This is a genomic window from Actinoplanes sp. NPDC048791, from assembly GCF_040650095.1.
Lineage (GTDB): Bacteria > Actinomycetota > Actinomycetes > Mycobacteriales > Micromonosporaceae > Actinoplanes.
Genome location: NZ_JBEZGQ010000158.1, coordinates 1 through 12,226 on the forward strand (window position 1 = coordinate 1; position 12,226 = coordinate 12,226).

The following is a 12,226-nucleotide window of genomic DNA, read 5'->3' on the forward strand; positions in this document are numbered from 1 at the left end:
TCCCGCCGCGGCGGTGCCGGTCGCCCCACCGGCACCACCGGCCCCGGTGTCCCCGCCGGCGCCGGTGTCCCCGCCGGCCCGAGCCGAAACGACGACCTCCCGCGCCCCGAACGCGGGGCAGAATGGTTCGCGACCGGCGGACGCCGGTCCGGACAGCGGTGCCCAGGTGCCCCGGCCACGCAGGTCGGCCGAGGATGCCTGGCGGACCGCCGCCGACGAAGGATGGCAGCGGGCGATGGCCGCGGCGGAACCCTCCGTCACCGACACCACCCGTTCCGGACTACCCAAGCGGGTGCCCCAGGCCCAGCTCGTCCCCGGTGGCGTGCAGAGCAGCCCGCGCAACCAGAACCGTCGCAGCCCGGATGAGGTACGTGGCCTCCTCTCCGCGTACCACCGCGGTGTGCAACGTGGGCGTACGGCCGGCAGTGAAGAAGCTGCCGCGGGCGCCCCTGCTCCGAAGGAGAACTAACAGTGACCAGGCCCCCCACCATGCAGGACATGGGCTGGCTGCTCAGCAACTTCGCCGACAGCGTGGCCGGTATCGCGCACGTCGTCGCGGTCTCCGCCGACGGCCTGCTCCTGGCCTCGTCGCGGGACCTGCCGGCGGACCGTGCCGACCAGCTCGCCGCGATCACCTCCGGTGTCGTCAGCCTCACCGACGGTGCGTCGCGGATGTTCAACGCCGGCGCGGTGCAGCAGACGATCATCGAGATGGACAGCGGGTACCTCTTCCTGATGTCCATCAGCGACGGCTCGTCGATGGCCGTGCTGGCCGCGCGCAGCTGCGACGTCGGCCAGGTCGGCTACGAGATGGCTCTGCTGGTCGAGCGGGTGGGTGCCGCCCTGGTGCCCGCACCCCGTGAGGCCGTCGCGCACCAGGTCTGACCCGTACGACCCCGCAACGCCGCTGATGTGTGCCGGAAGGAGGTGACCGCACGATGGGACAACCGAGTGACCCCCGGGGCAACCTGGTCCGCCCGTACGCGGTCACCCGGGGCCGGACGGAGCCGCGTCGCGACATCCCCATCGAGGCGGTCCTGGTCGCCAGCCAGGCCGCCGTGCAGGAATCCCGGTTCGCCGGGCATGACAAATACCGCATCGCCGTGCTGTGCGAGCCGCGGGCGCAGTCGTTGGCCGAGATCGCGGCCTACAGCCGGCTCCCGCTGGGAGTCGCCCGGGTGCTCGTCGCCGACATGGTCGCCGACGGGCTGTTGACGCTGCACAGTGCCGCTCCCAAGGAAGGCTTCACGGAGCGGATGGATCTGCTGGAAAGGGTGTTGAGTGGACTTCGCAAGCTCTGAGCGGGCGGGGGCGCAACCCAAGGAGATCACCTCCGCGAAGATCGTCATAGCCGGCGGCTTCGGCGTGGGCAAGACGACCCTGGTCGGTGCGGTCTCCGAGATCGAGCCGTTGACCACCGAGGCAGTGATGACCTCGGCGGGACAAGGCATCGACGACGCGTCCAAGGTGCCCGGCAAGGAGACCACCACGGTCGCCATGGACTTCGGCCGGATCACCATGGCCGACGACCTGATCCTGTACCTCTTCGGCACGCCCGGCCAGACCAGGTTCTGGTTCATGTGGGACGAGCTGATCCGGGGTGCGGTGGGTGCGGCGGTCCTGGTGGACACCAGGCGGATCTCCGACGCCTTCGCGCCGCTCGACTATTTCGAGAACCGTCACCTGCCGTACCTGGTGGCCCTGAACTGCTTCGACGGCGCTCCCCGGTACGAACCGGAGGAGGTCCGCGAGGCCCTGGCGATCGCACCGCACGTACCGCTGCTGATGTGCGACGCCCGGCACCGCGATTCGGTGAAGTCCGTGCTGGTCGGGGTCGTGGAGCACGCGATGGCGACTCTGGTCGCCGAGCAGGGCAGAGGGTTCCCCGCGACCGTGGGGTGACCCGGCACGTCTTCTGCGTGGCGGTCCGTCTGGGTGGCGGGCCGCCGCGTTCTGCTCCGCCGGGCCGGCCCTGTCTTTTGCTCCGCCGGGGAGCGAACCGCTCAGGCGGGCAGGCGGTAGCCGCGTTTGACGACCGTCTGGATGACGCCTGGCGTGCCCAGGCCGGCGCGCAGGCGGGCCACCGCCATCTCCACCGCGTGCTCGTCCGCCCCCCGGGGCAGGGTGCGGAGCAGGGCCGCCCGGGACAGGACCCGGCCCGGGGTGGCCGCAAGCGCTCTCAGGACCGCCATCGGCGCCGGGGCCAGCGGCTTCAGGTCGCCGTCGACGATCGCCGCGTGGCCACGCAGGGTGAGTTTGTGCCCGGCCACCTCCAGCGACAGCGCCCGGCGGGGTAGCTCGTCCACGATCGTGCGGACCAGGGCGCTCAGCCGGGCGCGGGCCGGCGTGATCACCGGGATGTCGTGCCGGCGCAGCGGCGCCGCGGTCACCGGGCCCACGCAGGCGGACAGGACGTCGACGCGCAGGCTCTCCAGCAGCGGCTCGGTGCTCGGGCCGGCTGCCCGCAGCAGCGCCCCGACGGCCGGGGCTGAGGTGAACGTCACCGCGTCCACCAGGCGTCCGGTGATCAGGTCGACCAGGCGGTGCAGGGGAGCCGGGTCCACCGGTGGGGCCCAGCGGTAGACCGGCACCTCGATCACCCGGCCCCCGGCCGCCTGCAGCGCCTCGGTGTATTCCGGCTGACTCTCGCCGTGCAGCTGCATCGCCACTGTCAGACCCGCGATGCCGCGGGCGGTCAGGTGCTCCACGACCTCTTCGTAGCTCTCACCCTCGGGCGACCACTGGTCCTGCAGGCCGGCGGACCGGATCGCGGCCCGGGCCTTCGGGCCGCGGGCGACCAGGTACGCCCGGGAGAGCACCGCCCGCAGCGGCTCGGCCAGCCCCCAGCCCTCCGCCGCCTCCAGCCAGCCCCGCATGCCTATCCCCGTGTTGACCAGCACGATGTCCGGAGGCTGGGCCAGGCAGGCCCGGGTGGCCGCGCGCAGCTCCGCGTCGTCGGCGATCGGGACTATGCGCAGCGCGGGGGCGATCACCACGCGGGCGCCTCTGTTCTCCAGCAGACCGGCCAATTCGTCCCGGCGGCGGTCGGAAGTCACGCCAATCGTGTAGCCGGACAGCGACGCCGTGGGCTCCGCGAGCGCTGCTGCGGTGATCACGGTCCTTCGCGCGCTGCCGGCCCGTTCGGTCATCCGGCGGCCCGCCCTCCCCACACTGAGGTGCGGGGAGGGTTGCCAGAAAGCCGCGGCGTGGCCGACCGGTCCACCGAAGGGCACGCTCGGAGACCGCCGTCCTCAGCGTCGACCCGCTCCCATGTCACGCCTGCGTTCTCCGCCGTACCTCCGACCGGCACACGCCGCGGCTTCCCGGTGCCGAGCCGGTCAACCGGCTCGGCGGGCACCGCCAGGTCCGTCCTCAACCCTGGCGGTGGTTCGTGGGTGGTGCGACCGGGCGCGCCGCCGGGCCGGAGCCCTGGCCGCATCGTCGGGGTGCCCGCACCACTTGCCATGTCCGAAGCGTGCCGGGGGGTAATTTCGGCTCCGCGTCCCGTATGTTTCGAGCCTGCTAAGAGGCATTCACGTCAGCGGGTCATCACCGTGGGTGGAATCACCCGGCCCCATGTCGGCGTGCCGCGGGGGACCGCCTAAACTAGGAGCGCTACGTTATCCGGTCCCGTCTGCACGGCGGGCCCACCGCCCGTTTTGACCGCGCGCCGCACAGGCGGGTATTGTTGCCTGCTGTTGTGCGACAGCTGCGAGCACGCCCGTTCGGGTAGGCTCGATGTTCGTGCTTGACGCGGCCAGCGCGCGCCCCCAGACCGACGACGAGACAAGGTAATTCTGTGCGTACGTACAGCCCGAAGCCGGGTGAGATCGAGCGTCAGTGGCACATCATCGACGCTTCCGACGTCGTTCTGGGCCGGCTCGCCACCCACACCGCCACCCTTCTGCGTGGCAAGCACAAGCCCACGTTCGCCCCGCACGTCGACACCGGCGACTTCGTGGTGATCATCAACGCGGGCAAGGTCGCGCTGACCGGCAACAAGCGGCAGACCAAGGTCGCCTACCGGCACTCCGGCTACCCGGGTGGTCTGAAGCAGGTCGGCTACGAGGAGCTGCTGAGCAAGCGCCCCGAGCACGCGGTCGAGCTGGCCGTCAAGGGCATGCTCCCGCACAACAAGCTGGCCCGCCAGATCATCAAGAAGCTGAAGGTCTACCCGGGCGCCGAGCACCCGCACGCCGCGCAGCAGCCGGTGCCGTTCGAAATCAAGCAGATCGCGCAGTGAGCGCGGGCGAAGGAAACAGCATGACCGACATCGTCGAGCCCGAGGTCGCCGAGACCGTCGCGGAGCCCGCTGCCGAGGAGCCCACCGCTGAGGTTCCCGCCGAGGAGCCCACCGCCGAGGCCCCCGCCGCTGAGGTTCCGGCCGCCGAGGTTCCCGCCGAGACCGTCGTGGTCGTCGAGGCCGCCCCCGCCGCGGTGCGTGCCCCGCGCCCGGGTGACCGTCCGATCCAGACCGTCGGCCGCCGCAAGGAGGCCATCGTCCGGGTGCGTCTCATCCCCGGCACCGGCAAGATCACCTGCAACGGCCGCGACCTCGAGGCGTACTTCCCGAGCAAGGTGCACCAGCAGCTCATCCGCGAGCCGCTGGCCACCGCCGAGAAGCCCGAGCAGTTCGACGTGATCGCCAACCTGCGTGGCGGCGGCATCACCGGCCAGGCCGGCGCGCTGCGCCTCGGCATCGCCCGGGCGCTCATCACGAACGACCCGGACGACCGCCCGGCCCTGAAGAAGGCCGGCTTCCTCACCCGTGACTCGCGGGTCAAGGAAAGCAAGAAGTACGGCCTCAAGAAGGCCCGCAAGGCTCCGCAGTACTCGAAGCGCTGATCGCAGCGCTCGTCTTGCACCACGTCTGACCGGACGGCCGGGTGCGCCCCTCGTAGGGCGTGCCCGGCCGTTCGCGTTTCCCTCCCTCACAACACGGCACCGGCCCACCGCACCCGAGCAGGGGCGGGACCGGCGAAAGGAACGACCGCCATGGGGCGACTCTTCGGCACTGACGGCGTACGCGGGCTGGCGAACGGTGACCTGCTCACCCCGGAACTGGCCCTGTCGGTCGCGGTCGCGGCTGCCCGGGTGCTCATCGAGAGCGACGCCAGCCACCAGCCACTGGCGATCGTCGGGCGCGACCCGCGGGCCAGCGGCGAGATGCTGGAGGCGGCGGTCGTGGCCGGCCTGACCAGCGCCGGCGCCAACGTCGTCCGGGTCGGCGTGCTGCCCACGCCCGCGGTCGCGTACCTGGTCGGCCAGGCCGGTGCGGACCTCGGCGTGATGCTGTCGGCGTCGCACAACCCGATGCCGGACAACGGCATCAAGCTCTTCGCCCCGGGCGGCCAGAAGCTCCCGGACGAGCTCGAGGAGAAGATCGAGGCGGCCATCGCGGACGGGCACGGCCTGGTCGGACGCCCGACCGGAGCCGGCGTGGGCCGGGTGCACGACCTGCTGGACGGCGCCGAGCACTACGTCAAGCACCTGCTCGAGTCGACCCCGCACCCGCTGGCCGGGGTGAAGGTCGTGGTCGACTGTGCGAACGGCGCGGCCAGCGAGGTCGGCCCGACGGCGTACGAGGAGGCCGGCGCGGAGGTCATCGCGATCCACGCCGACCCCGACGGCCTCAACATCAACGACAACTGCGGCTCCACCCACCTGGAGGCGGTCCGCGAGGCGGTCCTGGAGCACGGCGCCGACCTGGGCCTGGCCCACGACGGCGACGCCGACCGCTGCCTCGCGGTGACCGCGGCCGGCGACGTGGTCGACGGCGACCAGATCATGGCGATCCTGGCCCTGGCGATGCGCGAAGCGGGCACCCTCACCGAGGACACCCTGGTCGCGACGGTGATGAGCAACCTGGGCCTGCGCCTGGCCATGAAGGACGCGGGCATCAAGCTGCTGGAGACCAAGGTCGGCGACCGGTACGTGCTGGAGGAACTGGCGGCGGGCGGCTACGCGCTGGGCGGCGAGCAGAGCGGGCACATCGTGATGCCGGCGTACGCGACGACCGGCGACGGCGTGCTGACCGGCCTGCACCTGATGGCGACGATCGCCAAGACCGGCAAGTCCCTGGCCGACCTGGCGTCGGTGCTGCACAAGCTGCCGCAGGTGCTGATCAACGTCCCGGTCAAGGACCGGCAGGCGGGCGCGGCGGCCCCGACCGTGCAGGCGGCGGTGGCGCTGGCGGAGGACGAGCTGGGGGAGACCGGGCGGGTGCTGCTGCGCCCGTCGGGCACCGAGCACCTGGTGCGGGTGATGGTCGAGGCCGTCACCGAGGAGCAGGCGCGGACGGTCGCGGAGCGGGTTGCGGACGAGGTCCGGTCGGCCAGTCCGGCGTAGCTGGTGGTGAGCGGCGGGGCCGGGCGGATCGCTCGGCCCCGCCGTTTCGCTTCGGCGGCCGCTTGGGCTTGGGCCGCTTTGCTTTGGCGGGTCAGGCGAGGGTGCGGAGGCGCTTGGCGGCTTCGTCGATGACGTCCTCGCGCTTGCAGAACGCGAAGCGGATGAGGCGCCGGCCCTGCTCCTGGTGGTCGTAGAAGACCTGCGTGGGCACGGCCACGACGCCGCAGCGTTCCGGCAGTGACCGGCAGAAATCGACGCCGTCCGTGCCGCCCAGCGGGGTGATGTCGGCGGTCACGAAGTAGGTGCCTTCCGACGGCAGCACGCCGAAGCCCGCGTCCGTGAGGCCGGCGACGAGCCGGTCCCGCCGGGCCTGGAGGCCGTCGCGGAACCCGGTGAAGTAGGAGTCCGGCAGGGCGAGGGCGACGGCCACCGCCGGCTGGAGGGGTCCCGCGTTGACGAACGTCAGGAACTGCTTCACCCGCATCGCGGTCGACACCAGCGGGGCCGGGCCGGTCGCCCAGCCGACCTTCCAGCCCGTGCAGGAGAAGCTCTTGCCCGCCGAGGAGATCCGCAGCGTGCGCTCCAGCATGCCCGGGAGCGTGGCCAACGGGATGTGCGGCGCGGCGGCGTCGGTGAAGACCAGGTGCTCGTAGACCTCGTCCGTGACGGCGTACACGTCGTGCTCCTGGCAGAGCCGCGCGATCAGCGCGAGCTCATCGCCGGTGAAGACCTTGCCGGTCGGGTTGTGCGGCGTGTTCAGCAGGATCATCCGGGTGCGCGGTCCGAACGCGGCGCGCAGCTCACCCTCGTCGAAGCCGTACCGCCCGTCCGGGCCGGGCCGCAGCGTGACCGGCCGCCGGACCGCGCCGGCCAGGGCGATCGAGGCCGCGTACGAGTCGTAGTACGGCTCGAAGCACACAACCTCGTCCCCGGGCTCGCACAGCCCCAGAATGCTCGCGGCGATCGCCTCGGTGGCGCCGGCGGTGACCACCACCTCGGTGTCCGGGTCGCGTTCGAGGCCCCAGAACCGCTGCTCGTGGGCCACGATCGCGGCCCGCAGCGCGGGAATGCCCGGCAGCGGCGGGTACTGGTTCGCGCCCGAGCCGAGCGCGGCGGCGGCCGCGGCCAGCATCTCCGGTGGCCCGTCGGTGTCCGGGAAGCCCTGCCCGAGGTTGACCGAGCCGGTGCGCACCGCCAGCGCGGACATCTCGGAGAAGATGGTGGTGCCGAACGGGCGCATGCGCCCGACGAGCGGATCGGCCGGGGTCGACGTCGTCACGACGCCAGCCTACGACCGTCCGCTCGGCTGCCGCTGACCACCGGGGGTCAGAACATCAGCTTGGTGCAGGCGGCGGTGATGAAGCTGCCCTGGCTCGTCTTCTGGGCCACTTCCTGGCCGTCGACCTTGGCGCTGCAGCTCAGCTTGCCCTCCGAGGTCGCGCCCCGGACGGCGATGACCGAGACCAGTGACGAGCCCTTCATCGTCACCGTCTTACGCCACGGCAGCGAGGCGTTGCGGACCCGCTGCGGGTCGCCGCCGAGCTTCTCCACGTACACGATCTCGGCCGGTCCGTCGCCGGTGACCTCGTACTCGACCTTGAGCTCCTGATTCGGATCCACGTTCGGCAGGTTCGGCAGCCCGGTGGGGAGCTCGGTCGGGAGATCGGTGGGCAGCTCCGTGGGCAGGCCGGGCACGTCGGTCGGCAGGTCCGGCACCTCGGTCGGGAAGTTCGGCAGGGAGTCGATCTTCTCCTGGGCCTTGTCGGTGGCCCGGTTCACCAGCAGCACGGCTGAGGTCACGCCGCCGGCGCACAGCAGCAGCACCACCGCCACGAGCACGGCGACCAGCGGGACGTTGCTGCGCTTCGGCGGCGGTGGGGTGGCGCCGTAGCCGGGCTGGCCGTATCCCGGCTGCCCGTAGCCGGGCTGGCCGTAACCAGGCTGGCCCTGGCCGGGCTGGCCGTATCCGGGCGGGCCGGGCTGGCCGTAGCCGGCCTGGCTGTACTCGGGCTGGCCCTGTCCGGGCTGGCCGTACTCGGGCTGGCCGTAGCCGGGAGGGGCGTAGCCGCCCGGAGGGGCGTAGCCGGGCGGCTGGTAGGCCGGCGGCGGGAACTGGCCCTGCTGGTCCGGCGGCGGGTAGCCGGCCTGCGCGTCGTAGTGCGGCTGTGGCTGCCCGGGCTGCGGCTGGCCTGCCTGGGGCTGGCCCGGCTGGGCCGGGAACTGCGAGGTCGGCGGGTAGCCGTCCGGCGGCCCGCTGCTCTGCGCGTTGGGCTGCGGCAGCGAGGCATAACCCGGCTGGAACGACGGCGCCGGCGGGCGCGGGGGCTCGGCCGACAGGGAATCGCCCGACGGGGACGACCACGGCTGACCGGATACGGGTTCTTCCGCGGGGTACGGCCGCGTCGGGTCAGAAGGCGGTGGGTAGCTCAATCGTCTCTCCAGAGCAGGCGTCCGCCCGACGGTACGCCCTCGACGCCAGGATCGGATCACCCGGTCGTGTCAGCCGTACGCCTGACCTGGCCGCGGGTCCGGGCGCGACCGGCCGAACGGCTCTTTCGATCACGTCCGATGCGCGAAAGTATGGTTCTTGCGCAGCGGCCGTGAGCGGAAGTCCGCTACGCTGCCCCCCATGTGTGGGATCGTGGGTTACGTCGGCAGTCGGCCGGCTCTGCAAATCGTCCTCGACGGGCTCCGCCGGCTGGAGTACCGCGGTTATGACTCCGCCGGCATCGCCGTCATCGACGACTCGGTCATCCTGACCGAGAAGAAGGCCGGCAAGCTGGCGAATCTGGAAAAGGCGCTGGTCGAGCGCGCCGGTGACGGCATCTCGGTCGGCTCGACCGCGATCGGGCACACCCGTTGGGCCACCCACGGTGGCCCGACCGACCGCAACGCCCACCCGCACCTGTCGGCCGACGGCCGGGTGGCGGTGATCCACAACGGCATCATCGAGAACTTCGCCCGCCTGCGCGCCGAGCTGGAGGCGACCGGCGTCGAGTTCGTCAGCGACACCGACACCGAGTGCGCCGCGCACATGCTCGCCGCCGAGATGCGGGCCCTGCGCGCCGCCGGTGCCGAGGAAGGCCCGCAGCTGCTCGCCGAGGGCATGCGCCGCGTCGTACGCCGGCTCGAGGGTGCCTTCACCCTGCTCGCGATGGACGTCGACGTGCCCGACGCGGTTGTTGCCGCCCGGCGCAACTCGCCGCTGGTCGTCGGCCGCGGCGACGGGGAGAACTTCCTCGCCAGCGACGTGTCCGCGTTCATCGAGCACACCCGTGAGGCCGTGGAGCTGGGCCAGGACCAGGTTGTGCTGATCACGCCGGCCGGCATCGAGATCACCGACTTCGCCGGTGCCCCCGCGACCGGCAAGGAGTTCCACATCGACTGGGACGCCTCCGCCGCGGAGAAGGGCGGCTACGACTACTTCATGCTCAAGGAGATCGCCGAGCAGCCCCAGGCGATCGCCGACACCCTGCTCGGCCGGCTCTCCGAGCGCGGCGAGATCGTCCTGGACGAGGTCCGCCTCACCGACCAGGACCTGCGTGACGTGGACAAGGTCTTCGTCATCGCGTGCGGCACGTCGTACCACGCGGGCATGGTCGCCAAGTACGCCATCGAGCACTGGACCCGGCTGCCCTGCGAGGTCGAGCTGGCCAGCGAGTTCCGTTACCGCGACCCGATCCTGGACCGCTCCACGCTGGTGATCGTGATCAGCCAGTCGGGCGAGACGATGGACACGCTGATGGCGCTGCGCCACGCGAAGGAGCAGAAGGCCCGCGTGCTGGCCATCTGCAACACCAACGGCTCGACGATCCCCCGCGAGTCCGACGCGGTCCTCTACACCCACGGCGGCCCCGAGATCGCCGTCGCCTCCACCAAGGCGTTCCTGACCCAGCTGGTCGCCTGCTACCTGATCGGGCTGCACCTGGCTCAGGTCCGCGGCGTGATGTACGCCGACGAGGTAGCGGCCGTCGTCTCCCGGTTGCGCCGCACCCCGGACAACCTGCGGGAGCTGCTCGCCGACATGGAGGACGTGCGGGCGCTGGCCCGTGAGCTCAAGGCGGCTCCGACGATCCTGTTCATCGGCCGGCACGTGGGCTTCCCGGTCGCCCTGGAGGGGGCGCTGAAGCTCAAGGAGCTGGCGTACATGCACGCCGAGGGTTTCGCCGCCGGTGAGCTGAAGCACGGCCCGATCTCGCTGATCGACGACGGCACCCCGGTGGTGTGCGTGGTGCCGTCGCCGGCCGGCCGTGGCGTGCTGCGGGACAAGGTCGTCTCCAACATCCAGGAGGTACGCGCCCGCGGGGCACGCACCATCGTCATCGCCGAGGAGGGCGACGACGCGGTGGCTGCCTACGCCGACCACCTCATCACCGTGCCGCGTACGCCGACCCTGCTGGCCCCGCTCATGACCACCGTGCCGTTGCAGATCCTCGCCTGCGAGATCGCCGCCGCCCGGGGTCACGACGTCGACCAGCCGCGCAACCTGGCCAAGTCCGTCACCGTGGAATGACATCGCCCCGCCCCACCGCGATGTCCGCGAGCGCGTCGAGCGCCGCGCTGCCGGGCTCCCAGTAGCCGAGGTGCCCGGCGTCCGGCTCGCTCGCGAACACGCGGGCGCCGAACGCCGGGTCACTCGGATTGGTGCCGAAGTAGAGGTCGTCCTCCGGCCGGGTGAAGGCCAGCAAGGCGCCACCCGGCACGGCCTGGCTCAGGGCCAGGTCCTCGACCAGGCTCCGCGGCGACACGGCCGCCCATTGGATGACGTCCGAGTGCGAGGTCGAGGACCACACCCGGTCCGCCGGCACTCCCAGCTCCGCCGCGGAGTCCACGCCCACGCCGGGTGAACCGACGAAGACGACGTCGTCGGTGGCCAGACCGGGCTGTGCTGCCGCGGTGCCTACGACCAGCGATCCGTAGCTGTGCCCGAGCACGGTCTGGTGCGCCGGTGCGCCCAGGTGAGTGGCCCGTAACCCGTCCTGGAACCGGCGTAGCCCGACGGCCCCGGCGGTGGCCTGGGAGCGGCTCGCGGCCTCGTGCACGAAGTCCGGAGCGTCGTAGCCCAGCCACATGACGGTGCTGGTGGCGTGCTGCGGGGCCAGTTCGGTCGCGCGGGTGGCGATCCGCTCGGCGCGGGCCAGCTCACCGCCGTACGAGGCGAGGTCGGCGGTCATGCCGGGCACCTGGGTCAGCACGTGCGCGGCCCGGTCCGGGTCGCCCAGCGCGACCACAGCCCGGCCCTCGCCCGCCGGGTCGAGCTGCAGGAGGTACGCCCGCGGCCCGTCCCCGTCGGCGAGCCGGTTCCGTAGCGCGTCGAGTCCGCGGAGCCGGGCCGGCAGCTCGTCGAGGGTCAGCCTGTTCGCCAGGTCCCGGACGCCGGCCGGAACGCCGTCCAGCGGACCCAGCCGGCCCGGTTCGGTGGCGAGCAGCCAACGGCGCTGCGCCGGAGTCAGCGCCTCCCACCACTGCCGCACCTGCGCCGGCGTGGCGGTGCAGGACGGCGGAGCACCCGTCGGCGGGCTTGCTGTCCCACCCGTGTCCAGCTCACTGAGCCGGCTCGTGGCAGCGCCGTCCGCCTCCGCGGCGATGGTCAGTGCCGCTGTGATGGTCGCCGCAGTGTCGCGTACGGCTGCTGCTGGAAGTCCGCTCACCGTGCCGTTATCGGCGACCGTGACGCCCGCCGGGGTGCCTCCCAGCATCGACCTGCTCCTGGCCAGAGCCGCGGCGAACTCGCTCAGCGCCTGGTCGGCGATCCAGCAACCCAGCCGGAAGAGGTTGAGCCGGCGGATCAACGTGGCGAGGTGCGCCGTGGCGGCGTCGGCGGCCGAGCCGGTCCAGATCGTGCGGAGGCGGGTGGCGTGGGCGCGCAGCTCGGCGG

General features: G+C 72.2%; 12 protein-coding genes. 7 read left to right on the forward strand and 5 right to left on the reverse strand.

The annotated features are described in order from the left end of the window. Positions 1 to 261: hypothetical protein (locus AB0C29_RS14660; RefSeq protein WP_360820263.1), on the reverse strand; the 261-nt coding region annotated here is incomplete at its 3' end. 210 nt (positions 262 to 471) lie between these two features. Between AB0C29_RS14660 and AB0C29_RS14665 the strand changes: the two genes are divergently transcribed. Genes AB0C29_RS14665 through AB0C29_RS14675 form a run of 3 tightly spaced genes read left to right on the forward strand, consistent with a single transcriptional unit; the run spans position 472 to position 1,902 of the window. Next, positions 472 to 885, forward strand: a complete 414-nt coding sequence (locus tag AB0C29_RS14665) for a roadblock/LC7 domain-containing protein (protein WP_199515804.1) — start codon at positions 472 to 474, stop codon at positions 883 to 885. A gap of 53 nt (positions 886 to 938) precedes the next feature. After that, positions 939 to 1,301 (forward strand): DUF742 domain-containing protein, encoded by a 363-nt coding sequence (locus tag AB0C29_RS14670; protein WP_360551876.1) that lies wholly within the window; start codon positions 939 to 941, stop codon positions 1,299 to 1,301. Further along, positions 1,282 to 1,902: an ATP/GTP-binding protein gene (locus tag AB0C29_RS14675; protein ID WP_203776533.1), complete on the forward strand. Its 621-nt coding sequence runs from the start codon at positions 1,282 to 1,284 to the stop codon at positions 1,900 to 1,902. The genes AB0C29_RS14670 and AB0C29_RS14675 overlap by 20 nt, the downstream gene beginning before the upstream one ends. Before the next feature lie 101 nt (positions 1,903 to 2,003). On the opposite strand, the gene AB0C29_RS14680 is transcribed toward AB0C29_RS14675, so the two are convergent. Next, positions 2,004 to 3,149: a uroporphyrinogen-III synthase gene (locus AB0C29_RS14680; protein ID WP_360820266.1), complete on the reverse strand. Its 1,146-nt coding sequence runs from the start codon at positions 3,147 to 3,149 to the stop codon at positions 2,004 to 2,006. Positions 3,150 to 3,799: 650 nt separating this feature from the next. Between AB0C29_RS14680 and rplM the strand changes: the two genes are divergently transcribed. From rplM to glmM, 3 genes are all read left to right on the forward strand, one after another. Beyond that, positions 3,800 to 4,243, forward strand: coding sequence for a 50S ribosomal protein L13 (gene rplM / locus AB0C29_RS14685; RefSeq protein WP_203776528.1), 444 nt, complete (start codon positions 3,800 to 3,802; stop codon positions 4,241 to 4,243). A 20-nt stretch (positions 4,244 to 4,263) separates the two neighbouring features. Next, positions 4,264 to 4,845: a 30S ribosomal protein S9 gene (gene rpsI / locus AB0C29_RS14690; RefSeq protein WP_360551881.1), complete on the forward strand. Its 582-nt coding sequence runs from the start codon at positions 4,264 to 4,266 to the stop codon at positions 4,843 to 4,845. Between the two features lie 150 nt (positions 4,846 to 4,995). Further along, positions 4,996 to 6,348 (forward strand): phosphoglucosamine mutase, encoded by a 1,353-nt coding sequence (gene glmM / locus AB0C29_RS14695; protein WP_360820269.1) that lies wholly within the window; start codon positions 4,996 to 4,998, stop codon positions 6,346 to 6,348. Between the two features lie 91 nt (positions 6,349 to 6,439). Here glmM and AB0C29_RS14700 read toward each other — a convergent pair whose 3' ends face one another. Then, the gene (locus AB0C29_RS14700; RefSeq protein WP_360820272.1) at positions 6,440 to 7,627 is read right to left on the reverse strand and encodes a pyridoxal phosphate-dependent aminotransferase; all 1,188 of its coding nucleotides are present in this window, start codon (positions 7,625 to 7,627) and stop codon (positions 6,440 to 6,442) included. Positions 7,628 to 7,674: 47 nt separating this feature from the next. Continuing rightward, on the reverse strand, positions 7,675 to 8,778 hold the full coding sequence (locus AB0C29_RS14705) for an MmpS family transport accessory protein (RefSeq protein ID WP_360820275.1): 1,104 nt from the start codon (positions 8,776 to 8,778) through the stop codon (positions 7,675 to 7,677). A gap of 199 nt (positions 8,779 to 8,977) precedes the next feature. On the opposite strand from AB0C29_RS14705, the gene glmS reads away from it, so the two are divergent. Then, positions 8,978 to 10,861, forward strand: a complete 1,884-nt coding sequence (gene glmS / locus AB0C29_RS14710) for a glutamine--fructose-6-phosphate transaminase (isomerizing) (RefSeq protein ID WP_360820278.1) — start codon at positions 8,978 to 8,980, stop codon at positions 10,859 to 10,861. Here the strand turns inward: glmS and AB0C29_RS14715 are convergent. Further along, positions 10,848 to 12,226, reverse strand: a 1,379-nt coding sequence (locus AB0C29_RS14715) for an alpha/beta hydrolase (RefSeq protein ID WP_360820281.1), incomplete at its 5' end; no start/stop codon positions are given. The two genes, glmS and AB0C29_RS14715, sit on opposite strands and share 14 nt — an antisense overlap.

What these genes read in the sequence shown, in the direction of transcription:
- AB0C29_RS14670 (WP_360551876.1), top strand. Translation starts at nt 939, where the DNA reads ATGGGACAACCGAGTGACCCCCGGGGCAACCTGGTCCGCCCGTACGCG.
- rpsI (WP_360551881.1), top strand. Translation starts at nt 4,264, where the DNA reads ATGACCGACATCGTCGAGCCCGAGGTCGCCGAGACCGTCGCGGAGCCC.
- glmS (WP_360820278.1), top strand. Translation starts at nt 8,978, where the DNA reads ATGTGTGGGATCGTGGGTTACGTCGGCAGTCGGCCGGCTCTGCAAATC.
- AB0C29_RS14680 (WP_360820266.1), bottom strand. Translation starts at nt 3,149, where the DNA reads ATGACCGAACGGGCCGGCAGCGCGCGAAGGACCGTGATCACCGCAGCA.
- glmM (WP_360820269.1), top strand. Translation starts at nt 4,996, where the DNA reads ATGGGGCGACTCTTCGGCACTGACGGCGTACGCGGGCTGGCGAACGGT.